This window comes from Butyrivibrio sp. AE3004 (genome assembly GCF_000703165.1).
Classification (GTDB): domain Bacteria; phylum Bacillota; class Clostridia; order Lachnospirales; family Lachnospiraceae; genus Butyrivibrio.
Window position 1 is genome coordinate 2,791,841 of sequence record NZ_JNLQ01000002.1, and the last position, 19,212, is coordinate 2,811,052.

The following is a 19,212-nucleotide window of genomic DNA, read 5'->3' on the forward strand; positions in this document are numbered from 1 at the left end:
ATCTGTACAGAAATGTGCAGTTCTCGGACTAGGATGTTGATTTTCAAAACGAAGAAAGCATCAAATGCCGATTTCTCTGAGCAAGGTCGAAATGAGGCATTTGATGCTTAATGAGTTTTAGAAAATCACACCGCAGACGAAAACAAACATTTCAGTACGGATGCCTGAGAGGCTGGGCGTCAAAAAGGCTGTCACACTAAATTAGTGCGACAACCCCTTTCTGTGATACCCATTCTGAAGGACTGAGGAGTCATCCCCAGAGTCTCACGAAAAACCTTGCAGAAATAGCTTGATGAGTTAAAACCACAGGCTTTTGCAATATCACTCAGCCCGGTGTCAGGAGATGTCATCAGCAGAACCTGAGCGTGATGAATCCTGATACGACGAAGATATTTCATGACCGTTTCGCCGGTGCTCTCCTTAAAAAAGCTGCTCAGGTACTCAGGTGTACGCCCGAACTGTTTAGACAGTTCATCCAACGAAATATCCTCGGCGAAGTGGTCTTCCAGATAGAGTATCATCTCCCGCCCAAGGCTGGTGCTCTCTGTAAGGAGATAGTCCGGCAGCAGGGTCATGCTCTCTACCAGGTCCAGAAGGAGGGCGTACAGCTCTTTGGAACATTCGGTAAGGCACCCCGGTTTTCGCTGGCTCATGAGTTCTTCCAGGGCGCTTACGTGGCGCAGAAACTTATCCGGTGATGACAGGCTGTAAATACCGGAGCGGGTCATTCCGAGCGTAAAGAGCAGTTCCTTGCAGAGGCTGCCGTCGAAACCAAGAAAGTGTACATACCAGTCACCTTCCATACTGCGATAGCTGTGGGCTTCCCCGGGATACAGCAGGATAATCTGCCCGGGCTGCAAAACTCCACGGGTACTGCCAAAACTAAACTTACCGCTTCCGGAAACCCCGTACAAAATCTGCCAGATGGGAAAACCTTTAGGTCGGTCGATATCATCCTGATTATAGTCGGTACCCAGATTGCGGAGAATCAGCGGAGTTTTCCGGTACTGACGCTGATTTATCCTGAAAGTGTAGTGCATCCTGCAATCTCCATGACATACATTAATAATTTTATATGGATATTAGTATATTAATATGGAGTTTCCAAATATGTCAAGTTACAATATTAGTATGAAAATAACTGAAAGGTAATTATTATTGACAGAAAGGAGTATTCCATATGAGCATTCCCTTTGTTAAGCGAGATGAAAAAGGCATCCCGACCCTTTATGTTCATGATCGGCCCTTTTTCATGAGAAGCGGGGAAATCCACAACTCAAGCGCATCTGAACTTTCATTTATGGAGAAGCAGATCTGGCCGGCTCTTCGAGGGCTGAACATGAATTCCGTAATAGTACCTCTTTACTGGGAGCTGATCGAACCGGAAGACGGGTGCTTTGATTTTTCCACCGTGGACGGTCTTATACTAAAGGCCCGTAAGGAAAATATGAAGCTGTGTTTTCTGTGGTTTGGTCTTTGGAAAAACGCTGAATCCATGTATGTACCTGCCTGGATGAAGAAGGACGCCGAAAAGTATTTCCGGGCAGAAAAGTGCAACGGCGAGCGGATGACAACCATATCACCCCTGTGTGATGCGGCAGTGGAACGCGACCGTCTGGCATTCACAGCTGTCATGGAACGTATTCGGACGCTGGATGAGACGGAGAATACAGTCATTGTGATGCAGGTGGAAAATGAAATTGGCCTGCTTGGTACAGACCGCGACTATAGCGCCGATGCAGATGCCGCATTCTTTTCACCGGTGCCGACAGTATTGTCCGATGCTGTGGGACGGCAGGGCAACTGGGAAGATGTTTTTGGTGAAGATGCGGGAGAGTGCTTTATGGCGTGGCATTTCGCAACGGCTGTAGAGAGAATCGCATCAAGTGGCAAGAAGGTTTATGACCTGCCCTGCTATGCAAATGCATGGCTCAGACAAAGCCCATGGTTCCCAGGCTCTTATCCTTCAGGAGGACCGGTTACTAAAGTTCATCATATCTGGCGTATTGCAGCTCCGTCTCTGTTCACTTTAGGCCCTGATGTTTACGTTCCGTACTGTGCAGATGTGATGGATGAATATGCAACACCTGATAACCCTCTTTTCATTCCGGAGATCCGCAAGGATGCCGTGGCATCATCTTATGCTCTTTATGCATTTGGGGCAAAGAATGCCATCTGCTTTTCACCCTTCGGTATTGAGGATCTGAATCTGGATCCCGACCAGGTTGACAGACCACCCATGGAGGTTATGATTGCCCTGAACATTGATCCTTCTGCTTTCGATATCACCGGAAGCCGGGACTGCCTCTCTGCAACCTACGGTCTGCTGAAAGAATTGGAGCCCATTTATCTCCAGAATCGAGGCAGCAGCCATCTTCAGGCCTGTGTACGTCACGGTGAGACAGATTACAGCGCTTTCCTTCGCTTTGAGGATTATGATCTGTCCGTTTCCTATGGACCAAGGCAGTCCGGCAAACCTCTTGGCGCCTGCCTGGCTGTGGAGCTGGATGATAACCGTTTCCTTGTCATCGGACTTGACTGTTCCATAAAGTTCAGTGTTAAGCCCGGAAATAAAAAACAGATGGATATACTTAAGCTGGAAGAAGGAACGGTGCAGGATGGTAAGTGGCTGAAGGAGCGCGTTATGAACGGCGATGAGAAAATGAGTCTGAGATTTGGGGACATTCCAAAAGCAATGATGGTTACACTGTATCAATTCTAAAACGATTTCAGTGACAGACAAAAAGAACATGAACATTTAATTTTTTAAGACAGGAGGTTTCTTCTTATGGGAAAGACAAATGCATCGGCATAAATCCAACATGAAAAAGCGAGTCCGCAACTGCTTGGGGGATATGCACTGGGAGAGATCGGTTGCCAGATGAGCTGGTACATGATCAACAATTATCTTAATATTTTCTACACTGACGTAGTAGGTCTGTCAGGTGTCGCAATTTCTGCTATCGTGTTGATCGCCAGGATCTGGGATGCGGTCAATGATACTATGATGGGACAGATCGCAGACAGGACCAACAGCCGCTGGGGCAGATTCCGCCCTTATCTTATGTTCGCGCCGCCGGTACTTGCAATCTTTAATATACTGACGTTTACTGTGTTCCCGGTTCAGGGAATGCTGAAAATTATACTATGCGCCGTATGCTATATTGGCGCAGGAATGGCATACACAGCCTGCTCTATTGCTTATCAGGCTCTGTTGAACGTTATTGCCATTGATTCCAGAGTCCGTCAGATCCTTGCAACAGCAATCCTGTTTACCTGATAGGTGCATCTTTCATAGGCTCACTGGGATTTGGTGCTCCCGCAATCTGTTATGGTATGGTCGGCGACTCTCTTGAGTATGGCGACTGGAAGCTTGGAAAACGTCAAGAAGGACTTGCAACATCTATGCTGAGCTTTGGTGTTAAGCTGGCCACAGCAATATGTGCTCCCGTGGTACTGCTGCTGGAGGCAGTAGGCTATGTTCCCAACGCGCAGCAGACGCCGTCCACACAGATTGGCATCAACTTCATGGTCAACATACTGCCTGCTATCCTTTCCCTGGTTTCATGTATCCCTCTGATATGGTACAAGCTTTCTGATAAACGTGTTTCAGAGATCAGAGCAGATCTTGAAGAAGGAAAGCATACGTGGGATAAGTAATAAAGACTCTTAATAATGTTTTACAAGCCTTTGGGGGCTGTCGCACTAATTTAGTGATTTAATCATCTAAAGTGATATGCTCCCTTCTAGGTAGACAAGAGAAATAATAAAAATCTTGTACTACTTAGGAGGGAGTATTTTTATGTCCAAATATAAGATAGAGTCAGATGAAAAAATCAGGACAGTAGAAGGTATCAGCTTGTAGAAGAATCATTGTTTTCTGTTGATATGACACATCTGAAGGTAAAGAAGACTCCCAGGCATATTAATGAAAAACTTCCCAAAGGTAATGCTCACTACTCTGTAAGAGATATCTATCTTGTCCCTGAGGCTGTAGAAATCATTAAGAACGCTCACGAGATTAACCCTGATGGGGAATATCTCTTTATGTGCCATGGTAAAACCATCAACAATGATACCTTTAATGAACGTCTTAGGAAATACTGTAATGATGCAGGTGTTCCTTACAAGTCCAGCCACAAATTACGTTTCACTGTTGCATCAACATTGAAGGCTGCCGGTGTAGAAACTGCATATTTGCAGAAAACTTTGGGACACTCAAATAGGGCTATGACAGAGCATTATATCAACGAAACAGTGGAAGAACCTAAGAATATTGAAGATCAGCTCATGAATGCATTAAGCATCTGCTAAATAAATATACACGTTTTATGTATATCATTGTATGCAATTTAAGTCATTCAAATGCTGGTATCTTCTGACTTGTACCAAAATTGTACTGATTTGTACCAAATGTATAAAACAAAGAAAGAGGCTGCAAACTCAGATAAAATCTAAGTTTACAGCCATACACATTACTGCCGGCGACCGGGATCGAACTTTTGTGACGTCTTGGAACCCGCATGGAAAGGAGCCTTGCGGACTCACCTTCTTTTTTGGTCCAATTTCTGACCCACTTTCGTATGATAAAAGATATTCATATTTATTGAATAACAAACAATATTTACAGCAGCGATATCAATCTTTAAAACATATCTGTATCTTTGATTATCCAAAAGTAAGCTCCAATAGTTCAAGCGCTGCTTCTTTACTCTTAACTCGAATCAGATTGTCATCAGGCTTAGCTCTGGATAGTAGATTCATACTTCCATACCACACAATCTCATTGTCAATAATTGCATAGTGTTCATGCATGTGATCCTGTATTCTGACGTTTACTCCGTTGTCCTTTAATAACTGCACAATTCCTTTGGTATCTTTAATCCTTTCCTCCGGATATCCTTCTGGGTTAAAGGTGACAACAGTTATTCTGATCCCATCTTCCTGTTTTTTCTTTACAAGCCTAATAAAAGAATCAACTTTAGAATGATTTAAGCCTGGACTTGAAATAACAATTTCCTTATTTGCTTCCAAAAGATCCTTTTAGATATTTTAGGTCAGCTTTTAAGATGTCCCTTGCTTCATCCGATCTGTGTTTCACCTTAAGCTGCTCCAGGTCTTCCGGTGTCATGGATCCGGAAAGAGCTTCTGCCATCTCATCCAGATTCTCATCCAGCTCAGCTGTTTCGGATGCCTCTTCCATCATGTCCTCGTAAGTCTCATCCAGCTTTTCCATAAGGGCTTCAAACTCTTCCTGTTCCAGCTCTTTAATTTCTTCCTCAGAAGCCTCTTCATCAATGGTTTCTTCCGGCTCAAGCGGCATTTCTTCTTCACTTTCAATGCCTCTTTCTGCCCGTTCTTCCATCTTCAGATTCTTCTTTTTCTTGTCACAGGCACGCTGGTTCAGATTGATTTAATCATCTAAAGCGACAGCCCTTTTTTTGGTTGTTCATTCGATTCTGATTGTATTGTCAAGACCGGTTATACTTAATATGCTCATGATTCTTGGGGATACATTCTTTATGACGAGCGCCCCATTCACCTTTTTAGATGCAATGACCAGTGCACGAAGACCCATGGATGAGATATATTCAAGCTCGGAGAAATCAAATATCAGACTGTCGACATGATCATCCATCTGTTCCAGCTCATCAAGCAGAGCCGGGGCAGCCAGAGTGTCTAGCCTTCCTTCCACCTTAAAGGTCTCTTCAGTTCCGTTCAAGCTTTTTGTAATGACCATATAATTCTCCTCACGTCTCTATGATTTCACTTTGTTTTCTGTCTATAATAGCGGAATATTCAAGTGCTGATAGGATCACAGGTTTTTAAAGAATTCAAGCGATTCCACAGCAGATATCACTTTTTCCAGGTAGGTATCATCGACTATCGGCCACTTGAAGCCAAGACGGTAGAGCGCGTTGATTGTAAAATAATTGTCGCTTTCTACCGGGACTATGTTGTCCTCCTTTTCTTCATAAGCCATCAGTGTCATTATCGACTCGCTGTAGGAATCATCTTCCAAAGCCTTCTGTACGATCTCTGCAAACTCCTTCTCCGTAACGATGTCAATTTTAAAACCATGCCTGTTCAAAGCGAAGATGATATCTCCTCTTGTCACCGTATGATTGTTGTTGACATTGAAAATGCTGAATTTACTGTTTACACCGGCAAGGGCCAGCATCGCAGAAGCCGTTGCATCTATAGGTGAAAACTCAGCAGTATCTGCAAGAGCAGTAACCGGGCACGCGCCAAGGCGGTTAAAAGCCGCAAGCGATCTCATAAAGGCATTTGTTAAGAGGTTGATCTGGAATTCACCGTCAGAGTATCTTCCCATAAGGTTTCCTGCTCTTAAAATGACAGCATCAAGCCCCCTCTCCACCCTGGCCTCAAGGATGGTGCGCTCCGCCAGGAATTTGGTACGGATGTAATCATTGTCAACACGCTGCCCTAAATAGAGATCACTCTCGTACAGCCTGTTTTTCTGCCCGGCCCTTGTGCTGCCACCGACTGACAGGGTAGATACCTGGACAAGCCTCATGTGATTCTTCAGACAAACCTCTATCAGGTTTTCAACTCCATGGAAATTAATCCTATCCAGTACATCGTCAGTTACAAAGTGCTTAACATTGGCGGCACAGTTTATGATCACGTCAGCCTTTACCGAATCAATCGCCAAAAGAGATTTCGTGTCGGTAATATCTCCTTCCAGACAAAAGATCCGGTTACCAAACAGTTCTTCATAAGTGTTGCCGAAATAATACATTAGCAGGGATTTCAGATGGTTCTCCAACGTATCCCAGCTGACTTTTCGCATCAGGCAGGTAATCCTTCCTTCAAATTTCTCCAAAAACTGTTGCAGTATATGTATGCCGAGGAATCCCGTGGCACCCGTAAGAACTACATCACCTAAAGGTTCTCTTGAAATATCATCGATACAGCCCATAGCATTAGCAGCTATTAAACTGTTAATCCTGCTGTAGTCATATCCGGATACTTCATCCGTCTTTTTATTTATGTTCGTGCCCTCAATCACGGCTGCCAGCTTTCTCGGGGTCGGATGATTGAAGATATCATCGTATACGATATCATAACCTTTTCCCATTGCGTAGGTGAGCAAATTGGCCGCCAATATGGAGCTTCCGCCTGACTCAAAGAAATCATCCTCAGCTCCGACTCTGCTGATGCCCAGTATCTTTGCGAACTCCTCACAGAGTTCTCTTTCAAGCGGAGTTGCCGGTAACGTATACTCCTTTCCTTCATTCCGGATCTCAGGAACAGGGAGCATCTTTTTATTTACCTTCTGGTTCTGTGTTAAAGGTATCGCATCAATCTGTACAAAAGCTGAAGGAACCATATACTCCGGTTTTCTGTTTTTTATGAATTCCGAGAGATCGTCCTCATCTATCTCCTGATCGGCCACATAATAGGCAGCTATGTATTTTCCGCCGGAAGGGCTGTCAAAGGCCTGTACAGTGGCATCCTTTATCCCCTCGTACAGCCGGATCACGCTTTCCACTTCACTGAGCTCAATTCTGAATCCGCGTATTTTCACCTGCCCGTCATTGCGCCCGATGAAATCTATCGAACCATCCGGGAGCCTGCGCACAATGTCTCCTGTGCGGTAAACACGGTCATAGCCCGGCGCATCACAGAAGGGATTGGATATAAACGCTTTTTCCGTCAGTTCAGTTTTATTGAAGTAACCTTTTCCTACCCCGTATCCCGCTATCCACAGTTCACCGGGAACGCCGACCGGAAGCTCGTATCCGTCCTTCCCAACCACATAGATCTTGTAATTGTACAGAGGCTTCCCAATCGGTACACGGAAAGTATTTTCTTCCACAGGAAAGATCGAAGTAAATATGGTGCATTCGGTAGGACCGTAACCGTTGTAGAATCTGTAACTTCCTTCCGGGGCAAAAGGAACAAGCTTTTCGCCGCCACCCATAAGGTACTTCACTTTTGTCTCCGTCATGGTTGTCGCGAACATCCTCGCCATTTGAGTCGTTAAAAAGGCGTGTGTCACCTGGTTCTTAGCAAAATAGGCGTCCAGTTCTGGCAGATTCAGCCTCATATCCTCGGGGACGATACAGACGGAAGCTCCCGTTGTCAGCGCGGGATACATATCCATCATACACGCATCAAATCCAAAGCTCGCATATGCGGAAACAGCAGAATCCTCGGTAAGCTCGAAATAGTCCCTGTACCACTGGCAGAAGTTCACCAGATTTCCATGTGTCAGCATCACACCCTTCGGGACGCCCGTGGTGCCGGAGGTATAAAGAAGAATGAATAAAGCATCCGGCCCTGGCTGGATCTCCGCGGGTTTTCTGTCAGGAAGTCCCCCAATCTCGTGGATCAGCAGAACTTCACCTTTATAATCCGGGAGCCTGTCCTTTAACATCTCATCCTCTATCAGGGCTTTTGCTTTGGAGTCCTCTACCATGATTTTCAGACGCTCTGTGGGATAAGCAGGATCCAGAGGCTGATACGCCGCTCCTGTCTTCAATACACCAAGCGCAGTAATGGCCATGTATTCACTTCTTGGAATAAGAATGGCGACTATATCTCCTGCTCCTATACCCCTTTCCATGAGATGCGCTGCCACGCGGTCGGTCAATTCGTCAAGCTTCCGGTAACTAAGGGTCTTTTCCTTAAAAATCGCGGCTCGCCTGTGCGGATATCTGTTGGCTGCTCTCCTGAACAGGGCCACAATATCCGTAGTCTCCACAGCTTTTTCCGTGCTGTTAAAGGCATCCAGTTCTTGCTTTTCTTCCGGGGTGACAAGGGATATTTCGCTTATTTTTCTGTCCGCCAGAAGCTGCTCCAATATCCTTACAGTTAATCCAAGAAGCGCCCTTACGCTCCATTCCTCGTAATACCGTGAATCATACTCGCTGAAGATCTTAAAACCATCCTCTTTTTCCAGAACATTGATTGTCAGAGGTGCTTTCAGGGCATTCAAGTCAAGCATGATACTTTCAGCCTTCTTCCCTCCAATCATCGGTTCGGAACCGATTCTTCCCTGATAGACAAAGATGATACCGGCCTTCAGCTGAAAAGCTTTTGAAATCTCGGCAAAGGAGAAGATGTCATTTGACATACTATCTGACAGCTGCAGACTCATTCGTCTGGCAAATTCCATGCCGTTCTCATTTTTCTCCACATGACAGACCACAGGAAGCGTATGGACAAACATACCAACACTGTCACTCAGGCGGGTATCGTTTCTTCCGTTATATACGGTAGTGTACACACAGTCTTCCCTGTATAAAAACCTGGCAAGTGCAAGGCCGAAGGCAGCATTCCACAACCCGTTCAGCGTCACGCTCCCATCCTTTACGACGGCTGACAGCCTGTCCCAATCAAAGGGTGAAACGATGGTAAGCTGCCCTGTCTTAGTCTTTCCCAGATCCCTGTCATATATAGGCAGACAGTCCGTATCGATTCCTTCCAGCAGCCCTTCATAATATTTCTTTGCATGATCATAATGAGAGCTGTGGCGAAGCTTATCCTCCACAAGGGCAGCTTCAAAGCCAGTGAATCTCTCTTTCGTAAGGGTCTCCCCGGCATATGCACGGTTTAAGTCCCTCATAAAGATATCCATGGATTCACCATCTATCACAATATGCTGTCCATCGAGGAAAAGATAATGATCCTCCCCGTCATGTATGATCATAGTCCGGAACAGACAGTCACCTGTCAGATTAAAGGGTCTTACCAGTCCTTCAAATCCATGCTCCACAGTTTCAAGATTCACCTCGGATACCTGCTGTTTATCATCATCTCTCCTCCATGCAGCGATACGGCCTTCATCACCTAAGGAAAGTCTCATCTTCAGGTATGGATGGGCATCCACAGTTTCAGAAATGGCCTGTTTTAACCTGAATATATCTACCTCCTCATCCAATTTTAGTAAGACAGGCGTATTGTATATCGTAGTATTGAAGTTTGCCATGCACTCCACATAGATTCCCTGCTGAACAGTAGTAATGGGATAGCTTTGCTGCTGCTCAAAGCGCTCCTCTTTTGTGTCAGTGTTTAGATACTCCGCAATCTTTCTTATGGTTCCAAACTCTTTTATATAGGAAATCTTAAAGTCTTTCTCAAATTTCGTTGCTATCATAGCGCTGAGTCGCATAGCCGCAAGGGAAGTCAGACCTTCTTTACTAAACTCCGCGGTAACCCCAATCTCTCTGCCTGCAAGAACCTCCTTCACCAGATCACTGACCATCTGCTCTGTCTCATTTTCCGGAGGAACTATAAGTTCATCGGAAGTAGCCGGGATTTTCTGCAGCGCCTTTCGATCTATTTTGCCATTTGGCGTCATCGGCATCGCATCCAGCTGCTTATATGCACCCGGAACCATATATTCGGCCAGGCTTTCGGCAAGGAAGCCACGCAGAGCCTCCTGATCGATCTGCCCGTCACCGGTATAGTAGAGTACCAGATGGTCATCACATACCAGGGCTGCCACCTGAGCGATTCCTTTATAATGACTGGCTGCTGCTTCGATCTCACCCGGTTCGATGCGGAAGCCACGCAGCTTCACCTGGGTATCGATTCGTCCGAGGAATTCCAGATCTCCCTCCTCGTTATACCTTACCAGATCACCGGTACGGTACATTTTCATTTCCACGCCATCAACAAATGTACATGGTACGAATTTTTCTTCAGTAAGCTCTTTTTTCTTCCAGTAGCCCTCTGCCACCTGAGGTCCGGCAAGGCACAGTTCTCCCTCCATTCCCTGCGGCATCAGCTTTCCGTATGCATCGCAGATGAAGGACCAGGTGTTGGGTACTGGCCGGCCAATGGGAATATCCGTATCCTTATTTTGATCCACCACATGAAGTGAGGAGCATACGGTAAATTCCGTCGGTCCATAACAGTTAACAAGTCTGATTCCCGTCTTTGCGCAGCGCAGCATCTTCTCCCCGCCCATCATTATGAACCGAAGCGCCAGGTCCGGATACTGGTTCACCATGGCCATACCGATCTGGGTAGACATGGAAAGGCCATTGATATGATTCTCACGGATGTACTCCGCCATCCCTGTCATGTCCTTACGCAGCTCATCGGAGAAAATATGCACCTCTCCTCCGGCAAAGAGCGGACAGATAAGATCATTCAGCGAGGCATCAAAGGAAAAGCTTGGATGCAGGGCATGGATGCTGTCTTGTCCGATATGAATCACATGCTGACTCCATGTGGCAAATGCGCAAAGTGAGCGGTGACTCTGCACCACGCCCTTGGGTCTTCCCGTAGATCCCGATGTATAGATCATGTACGCCCTGTGAGCAGGCGTCGCACGGTTTATCGATTCCGCATCCTGATATTTTGCAATGATGTCTTCTAGCGATTCTTCTGTCAGGATAACCTTTGCTTCAGAATCCTCCAGCATATAGTCAATCCTGTCCTTTGGATATTCCGGATCCACTGGTACATAAGCTGCTCCGGCTTTCTGTATACCGATGACGGCCGGGACAAATTCCTTCACATGACCCATCTTCACGGCAACAAAATGGTTCTCTTCCACTCCCATCGCAATCAGATATGAAGCGACAGCATCAGAGATTTTATCCAGTTCTGAATAAGTATAGCTTCCTCTGTTGTCTATGACAGCTTTCTTATCCGGTTTTTCCATGACACGCATACGGAAATGGTCAAGCCAGGTCTTCCCTGCATCATAGGACAGCGTCTCGCCCCGGGAAAGCTTTATTACCTTTTCCTGCTCATCTCTGTCCAAATGCCGGAATGTGCGGATCTCTTCCTCCGCCTTTGCGGAGATCTCTTCCACGTAGGTTTTGAATAAAGCAAGTACCCTGTCAATCTCCTTTTTCCTGTAAAGGCTGGTATCAAATTTTATGTGCAGAACCAGCTTTCCGTCTTCCAGGTATGCGAAAGGAGATATCTCGGAAAAATTCTCTTCCCGGATGTATACAGGCTTCAGAAGATTATCCGAAACTGTTTCCTTTGCGCCACTATTGTAATTCTCAAAAGCTAAAACCGTCTGGAGCAGGTCATTTCCCAGATATGACTGCTTCTGTATTTCCGAAAGCGCGCAGTAATCATAAGCATTGCTGTTTGCGGCCTGCTCCTGCAGCTCCTTGAGGGCTGCTGCAGCGGTGGTATTCTGATCAATTCTGATTCTGACGGGTATGGAATTGATAAAGAGTCCGACCACATCCTCAGTCTTTACCCTGTTGTTGTCACGTCCCGAAACAACTTTGGCAAATACAACGTCGTTCTGCCGGCTGCAGGTGCCAAGTACCATGCCCCAGGCCAGCTCCACGCCGGTATTGATGGTTGCCCCCGCCTCGCGGCAGGCCTGTTCAAAGTCGGACGTCACCTTCTGGCTTATGGTGATAAAAGCATCATCCTCTTTGCTTCTCTTGTCTTCCGGCACTTTGCCGTATGATGGAACAGCGGCCCTGGTTTCATAACCGTCCAGAAGCTCTCTCCAATAATCCAGACCGGCATGCATATCCTTTTTCAGAATCTCGCGTACCGCGGCTTCGTATCTTCCGGCTTCGTATCTTCCAACTTCCTGTGTTTCGGTTTCAATGCTTTCGGTACTCTTCAGTTCTTCCCTGAGATACTGTACAAAGCTGCCCATATAAAGGCCTGTACACCAACCGTCAACTATAATGTGATGTACCGCTGTTATCAGATAGGAGCGACCTTCATGCGCTTTCACGCATGTCACGCTGAATAAAGGCTTTCTCTGGAGATCAAAGCCATTCTGCAATATATCTTCCCTTATCTTCATGACAGCATCTATTTCATCAGCTTCTTTTGAGCCGGATTCTCCCGCATAGGCATCTGTGGAAAGATTGATCATCCGAAGTCCTAGTTTTCTGTCAACAATGGCCTGTCTGGGTATTGTGACCCCATCGTGAATAATGGCTGTACGCAGGACTTCATGCTTCCTGCCAAGCCTGTCAATAGCCCTTCTAAGCATCTCTTCCGAAAGGTTCCCATTCACTTCAAAAATATCCACCAGCCGGTACGCATGTGATTCAGGCTCGGACACATGCTTAAGCAGCATGCCCTCCTGCATGGGAAGCAGAGGATAGATTCTCTCCAATGTTTCTCCACGGGAGTCAAAGTCCACCATCACGGCTTCAAATTCATCTTCGCTCCATTGTGTTTCACCAAGATCTGTTGCCGTCACCACCGTAGCTATGTCAGAAGACAGGTATTTCGTGATTTCTTTGATCTGAGACAATATTCCCTCTGCAAACCTGCGTGCCTCATCTTCTCCATATAATTCCTTATTGAAGTCCATAAACAGGTTAAAGCACCCACCCTGAACATAGCAGTTTATGGCGATATCCGGGCCATATGCGTTCAGCGGGCTGATATCATCTCCCACAGGAATATCCGTATCCGTAAAGAAACGTGCTCCGTCAGTTTCTTCCAGGCCCATATCTCCAAGATAGTTAAAGCCGATCTGGGCAGTAAGGTTCTTATCCAGCCCCTCCTTCTGATCGGTGGATGAACCGATATTGTCAGACTTTCCACTATCTATGAAGCGCAGCACATTATAACCAAAACCCTTGTTCGGAACTCTGTGAAGAGCTTCTTTGGATGTTAAACAGTCATGGCGAAGGTCTTTATTTAAGTCTTCCACTATAACCGGATATTCTGATGTAAACCAGCCTACCGTCCTGTCTGTAGAGAGTCTTTCACCAATTTCCTCTCTTCCGTGTCCTTCAAGCTGCACTGAGATTCTGTTATTTCCCGTCACATCATGAAAACTCCTGCAGACAGCCGTGAGCAGGGCATCATTGATATCTGTATTCAACTTCCCAAAGTCCGCATGAAGGAAGCTGTAAGTGTTCTGTGCGTCTAAGGTCAAGACTAACCGTCCAAAGCTCCGTTTATAATCCTTTCCGTCAGCCGTTCCAAGATCAGTGAGTTTCTTCTGCACGTCCTTCCAGTAAGGTATCTCCAGGCTCAGGATGTAGCTGTCACGGAAGCGCAAAAGTGCCTTTGCATAATCATTGTAGGTATTGGTTTTGTGAGGAAGGCGTATCTCCTCCCCCTGCAGTACCTGTCCGTAAGCAGTTTCCAAATCTGAAAGGATGATCCTCCAGGATACGCCGTCGATCACGAGGTGATGGATCGCGATATACAGATAGTCATGAGAAATTCCATGGATAAGGGCTATCCTCATAAGGGCCTTGTCCATATTGATCTGCGTCTGTATCGTTTTGCAGATTTCGGTCACAGCCTCTGTATTTTCCGCGGAACTCTTGCTGTTATCAGACTGGACAGTATATTCTTCTATCTCTATAGTCGCATCTGCGCTTCGGACGAACAGTGTCTCATCCTTAAACACAGCCCTCAGCATGTCATGTTGGTAAACCAGCGCGTCCCACGCCTTCTGAAGATTGTCTCTTCCGGCGCGATCGGACATCTCAAGGAGCCTTGTCTGGTTGTAATGACCGGGACAGGGCAGCTTCATATCTTTGAAAAAGGCCACGATGGCACTGTCAGGAACGGTTCCTTCATAAGGTTCCTGGCTGATTGCGGCAGTACCGTCGCTTTCAACGCAGCAGGCGATCCCTCTGACCGTTTTCTGCTTCATGATATCCGCCACAGAAACCTGGCACCCCATTTCCCGAAGAAGACTTATCAGGCGTATCGCCCTGATGGAATCTCCTCCCAGATCAAAGAAACTGTCAAATGCCCCCGGAGCCTGGTCCATTCCAAGCACCTGCTTCATTGCCTCAGCAATCGAGCACTCCGTTTCTCCCTGAGGTTCCACATACTCACCCGTCCGGAAAACCGATGGTTCGGGAAGGGCTTTTCTGTCTATCTTACCGTTTAGTGTCAGCGGCATCTCATCAAGCCTCATGAAAACAGAAGGCAACATGTAATCCGCGAGGCTGCCTGCAAGGTAATCCCTCAAGGCATCCTCATCCACACCCTGACTGCCGGCACTCTCTTTACAGGAATAATAAAGTATCAGCTGGTCCTTCTTCACCTCTGCAGCCGCAAGCGCAATTCCTTCGAATCCGGCCGCAGTACTTTCAATCTCTCCGAGCTCAATCCTGAAGCCCCTGAGTTTCACCTGGGTATCCATGCGTCCCAGGTATTCCAGGTCTCCTTCCTCGTTGTATCTGGCCAAGTCTCCCGTATGATAGATTCTGACTTTTTCTCCCCCAAAGTCCACCAGGGTAAACTTCTCCTGCGTAAGCTTTGGCTGATTCCGGTATCCAAGAGCCATCTGGGGGCCGGCAAGGCACAGCTCACCCGTAAATCCCCTCGGAAGCAGCCCTCCGTTTGGATCCATAATATATGCAAAACAGTTATGAACAGGACGTCCAATGGGTATCGTCCTGTAATCCCTTGTCTTATCGATTTCGTAATAGGTGGCATCTACCGTAAACTCCGTAGGGCCATAAGCATTGTAGACCGGTCCTCTCGCCTTCGGCACAGTGGTCATCGCCTCTCCGCCAACACAGAAGTAATCCATATCGAGAGGCTCATCTGCTGCAAGCAGCTGGCCGAACTGGGTGGAACAGGAACCTCCATTTACGCTGAATTTTCTCATGAATGCCCGCATTTCCACAGGATCCCGCCTTGCGCTCTCCGGTACGATGCATACTGTTCCTCCCACACTAAGCGGAGGGAAAAGGTCCTCCACAGCCGCATCGAAAGCAAAATTCGAGTGAAGGGCGATGCGGCTCTTTTCACTAAGTCCCCACCTGTTGCGGATAAACTGCACAAAATTATGAAGTGCCTTATGCTGTATCATGACGCCCTTTGGTTTCCCGGTAGATCCGGAGGTATAGATCATATAGGCCAGATGCTCCGGGCTAATGTCCACCCTGTATGTCAGCTCCTGTCCATCTCCTGCAGCCGCAGCCATCTTATCCTGTTCAGGGGATAGTATGTCCGCAACTGTATCTTCTGTAAGTAAAAGCTTTGCCCCGGAATCTGAGAGCATATAGTTTACTCTCTCCTGCGGATAATCCAGATCTATGGGCAGATAGGCTGCCCCTGCTTTGTGGATACCTATCACCGCTGCGGCAAACTCCTTCACACGGTCCATCCTTACGGCTACGCAGCTGTTTTCCTCTACTCCATTTTCATGGAGAAAAGCCGCAATCCGGTCAGATGCCCTGTTCAGTTCATCGTAGGTATAACTTCCTTTACTGTCCGATACCGCCGTCTTTTCCGATAATTTATTGACACTTGCAAAGAAGAGATCAAGCCAGGTCTGCCCGGCATCATAACGAAGTTCTTCTCCCTTTGAAAGCGTGAGAATCTCTTTGCGCTCCTCATCAGAAATAAGGCTGATATCCAAAAGCTTATTCTTTACCATCATGTCCTTCAGCACCTGGTTCATGCATCCGGCAAACCGTGCTATATACTCTTCGCTGTATCGGTCCGCATGATACTGTACATGAAAGACAAGCTTATCCTCCTCCGGGAAAAGCTGTACGGAAAGCGCATCTCCCGTTGCGATGAAGGGCAGTTTTTCACGCTTTAGCTTTAAAGTGCTCCCCTTTGGAAGAGAAAGCATATCCGCCTGCCAGACAAACTGCACATCGCTGGTGATGCCTGTATCTGCAGAGAGTTCCGCGAAGGAATAGATGTCGTTGGCCATAGAGCCAAGCATCTGCTCCTTAAGAGCAGAGAGGTACTCCGCAACAGACAGATCTCCGGCCCTGTGGCAAAGCACTGGCAGGGTCGTAACAAACATCGATACTGTCCTGTGGCAGCGTGGATCACGTCGGCCATTATAGACTGTAGTAAACAGAACATCCTTCTTAAGAGTATATGATGACAGGAGATAACCGAAAGCTGCTGTAGTGAGCACATTTTCAGTCGTCATCTGCTTCTCGCAGAAAGCCTTTAGTTCTCCGTAGGAAATATCCAATGTAAATGACTGGTCCCCATATGTCATCCCGATTCCCTTCCGATCGCCCTCAGGAAGCGATGTGGGATCAGCATCACCAAACTGCTTTAAGTTCCACTCCTTTGCATTATTCCATGCTTCCATGTTCTGTCTGGCGCTCTGTTCGGCCATGGCCGCATCATAGGCAGTCCAGCTCTCCGGAGAGATGTCTTCCCCGTTCAGAGCTTTTTCCAGATCTGCGGCCAGAATCTGCATGGAGGTTCCGTCAAAGACAAGGTGATGAAAATCCATAAAGAGATACTGCACCTCTTCCGTCCCAATCAGCCTGATGCGGAACAGACGCTCGTTCTTTATATCAAAGGGCTGCACCAGAGATTTCTTTATCTTCTCGAATTCCTCTCCGGTCATCTGTTCTCGGATGCATATCTCCTGCTCCGCAAAAGCGCTCTGATACTGCATGGCTGGCATGCCATGCTCATCTGATACGATCCCGGCAAAGAGCCCCGGATGAGCCCGCACCATCTTTTCGACCGCAGCTGTCATAAGCTCCGGATCCGTATCACATGGCAGGCTGAAAAGCAATGGATTATTATAGACAGCCTCCCCTTCCCTCCTTTCGCATTCAAGGAAAATTCCGAGCTGGGACTGGGTCAGTGGACAAGGACCTGCCAGTTTATTACTATCCCCTTCCGCCTCTTTTTCCAAAGACAGCTCCTCCAGATAGTATTTCACTGTTTTCTTCGGAGTTCTCCCACGGAAAATCTGATTGATGCTAAGCCCGGGAAGGCCGCATGTGCCCACGACCTCAATGGAAGTAATGGAATTACCTCCCAAATCATAGAAATCATCCTCGGATCCAAAGCGCTCTATTCCAAGCGCGCGAGCCATGGCATCACACATGGCACGCTCCATGTCATTTGCCGGTGCGACATACTCTGCCGATTCAGCTACAGGCTTAGGTAGAAGACGACGGCTGACCTTTCCGGTTGCCGTACGAGGCAGATCATCCAGGTGTACAAAGCGCGACGGTATCATGTAGTAGGGCAGGACACTTTCAAGCTTCTCCCTGAGTTCTTCAGTATCGAGTTCCACCGGATCTGCATAATAGCAGCAGATAAAGGTATCAATGCCTTCTCCGAAGCCAGCTGCCACCACTCGCTCTAAGCCTGACACACGTTTTACCGCTGCCTCGACCTCCGCAGGTTCCACACGGTTGCCGTTTATCTTAATCATGTCATCTATGCGCCCGATGATCTCATACTGGCCATCCGGCAGCATACGGGCGATATCCCTGGTATGGAATTCTCCATTCACAAAGGCCACGGCACTATCCTCCGGCCGATTTATGTATCCGCGAACAAACGGATTCTCGACACAGAGCTCTCCCGCTTTACCTTCCGGCACCGGCTTTCCTTCCTCATCACGCAGTGTAATCTTCAGATTTGTCAAAGGTTTTCCTACCGGTGCGATCTCGTTAGGCTTGTCCAGATGTCCCATAGTGATACAAAACGCGGTCTCACTCATAGCATAAGCGTTTATTATGCTTAATCCGGGATCATCGGACCAAATACCATTTGCCGGTTCAGATCCCACAAAAATCCTTTTGACTTTTGGTATTTTTCGCATGAGATGTAAGATAGACGGGGCACAAAAAAGAGCATTAACCCTATTTTCCACGAAAGCCTTTAATAAAGCCGGCGGATTCTTGGTAATGCTGAAGGGAACGACACTGAGTCTGCCGCCAACATCCATTAAGCATATATAGCAAATGACCACAGCAACGAAATAAAGAGGTGCTATCAGCGCAAAGTTATCAACAATTTTCATCAGGCTCTCGCCGTTTTCATACATGCTCTGTGCAATCATGTCAAGGTTCCCGTACTCATGGAGTACACCTTTTGGATTACCTGTGGTTCCGGAGGTATAAACGGCAAAGGCGGCATCATGATCATCCACATCGGCAAAGCCCGGAAGTGATTCACACTGAAGGATTTCCTCCCAGACCCTGCTATCAAGTACCAGTTTGCACCCGCTGTCCTTACGGATAAATGCAATACGCTCCGCCGGATATTCCTGCTCCAGCAGAACAAAAGCGGCCCCTGCCTTCCACACGCCTAGCATGGCAATAAAAGGGTCCACTCCTCTGGGAAGTATGATATTCACGAAATCTTCCCGTCCTATTCCATGGTCCTTCAGATAACGGTAAACTTTTCCTGAGAACAGATCCAGTTCACGGTAGGTAATATTCTTTCCATCTCCCATTGATGAAAGAATTATCTTCTCAGGAGTGTTCAAGACTTGACTTTGAATCCTTTTGAAAAACTCGCTCATTTACTGTT

Annotated in this window: 9 protein-coding genes; 4 read left to right on the plus strand and 5 right to left on the minus strand. The window is 47.0% G+C overall.

Annotated elements, in window-relative coordinates; genetic code table 11:
• Positions 1-191: 191 nt before the first annotated feature.
• Positions 192-1,040, minus strand: coding sequence for an AraC family transcriptional regulator (locus BV60_RS0115045; protein ID WP_051656779.1), 849 nt, complete (start codon positions 1,038-1,040; stop codon positions 192-194).
• A 140-nt stretch (positions 1,041-1,180) separates the two neighbouring features.
• Here BV60_RS0115045 and BV60_RS0115050 point away from each other — a divergent pair, with 140 nt between their 5' ends.
• From BV60_RS0115050 to BV60_RS0115060, 4 genes are all read left to right on the plus strand, one after another.
• Entirely contained in the window at positions 1,181-2,722 is a 1,542-nt protein-coding gene (locus BV60_RS0115050; protein WP_029323046.1) for a DUF5597 domain-containing protein, read from the plus strand.
• Between the two features lie 159 nt (positions 2,723-2,881).
• Positions 2,882-3,280: an MFS transporter gene (locus tag BV60_RS24230; protein WP_051656780.1), complete on the plus strand. Its 399-nt coding sequence runs from the start codon at positions 2,882-2,884 to the stop codon at positions 3,278-3,280.
• Positions 3,281-3,324: 44 nt separating this feature from the next.
• Entirely contained in the window at positions 3,325-3,660 is a 336-nt protein-coding gene (locus BV60_RS24235; protein ID WP_330376345.1) for an MFS transporter, read from the plus strand.
• A gap of 228 nt (positions 3,661-3,888) precedes the next feature.
• Positions 3,889-4,314 carry a tyrosine-type recombinase/integrase gene (locus BV60_RS0115060; protein WP_197029574.1) on the plus strand — a complete coding sequence of 142 codons (426 nt, stop codon included), beginning with the start codon at positions 3,889-3,891 and terminating at the stop codon, positions 4,312-4,314.
• Positions 4,315-4,668: 354 nt separating this feature from the next.
• On the opposite strand, the gene BV60_RS0115065 is transcribed toward BV60_RS0115060, so the two are convergent.
• The 4 genes from BV60_RS0115065 to BV60_RS0115080 form a co-directional block, all read right to left on the minus strand.
• Entirely contained in the window at positions 4,669-5,034 is a 366-nt protein-coding gene (locus BV60_RS0115065; RefSeq protein ID WP_029323049.1) for a phospholipase D-like domain-containing protein, read from the minus strand.
• On the minus strand, positions 5,021-5,365 hold the full coding sequence (locus BV60_RS0115070; protein WP_029323051.1) for a hypothetical protein: 345 nt from the start codon (positions 5,363-5,365) through the stop codon (positions 5,021-5,023). The genes BV60_RS0115065 and BV60_RS0115070 overlap by 14 nt, the downstream gene beginning before the upstream one ends.
• Positions 5,366-5,449: 84 nt before the next feature.
• Positions 5,450-5,740 (minus strand): STAS domain-containing protein, encoded by a 291-nt coding sequence (locus BV60_RS0115075; protein ID WP_029323053.1) that lies wholly within the window; start codon positions 5,738-5,740, stop codon positions 5,450-5,452.
• 75 nt (positions 5,741-5,815) lie between these two features.
• Complete coding sequence (locus BV60_RS0115080; protein ID WP_029323055.1) at positions 5,816-19,204, minus strand: non-ribosomal peptide synthetase; 13,389 nt, start codon at positions 19,202-19,204, stop codon at positions 5,816-5,818.
• Positions 19,205-19,212: the final 8 nt, after the last annotated feature.

Coding starts and splice junctions, on each gene's coding strand:
- BV60_RS0115060 (WP_197029574.1), top strand. CDS start 3,889: ATGACACATCTGAAGGTAAAGAAGACTCCCAGGCATATTAATGAAAAA.
- BV60_RS0115045 (WP_051656779.1), bottom strand. CDS start 1,040: ATGCACTACACTTTCAGGATAAATCAGCGTCAGTACCGGAAAACTCCG.
- BV60_RS0115070 (WP_029323051.1), bottom strand. CDS start 5,365: ATGGAAGAACGGGCAGAAAGAGGCATTGAAAGTGAAGAAGAAATGCCG.
- BV60_RS24230 (WP_051656780.1), top strand. CDS start 2,882: ATGAGCTGGTACATGATCAACAATTATCTTAATATTTTCTACACTGAC.
- BV60_RS0115080 (WP_029323055.1), bottom strand. CDS start 19,204: ATGAGCGAGTTTTTCAAAAGGATTCAAAGTCAAGTCTTGAACACTCCT.
- BV60_RS0115075 (WP_029323053.1), bottom strand. CDS start 5,740: ATGGTCATTACAAAAAGCTTGAACGGAACTGAAGAGACCTTTAAGGTG.
- BV60_RS0115050 (WP_029323046.1), top strand. CDS start 1,181: ATGAGCATTCCCTTTGTTAAGCGAGATGAAAAAGGCATCCCGACCCTT.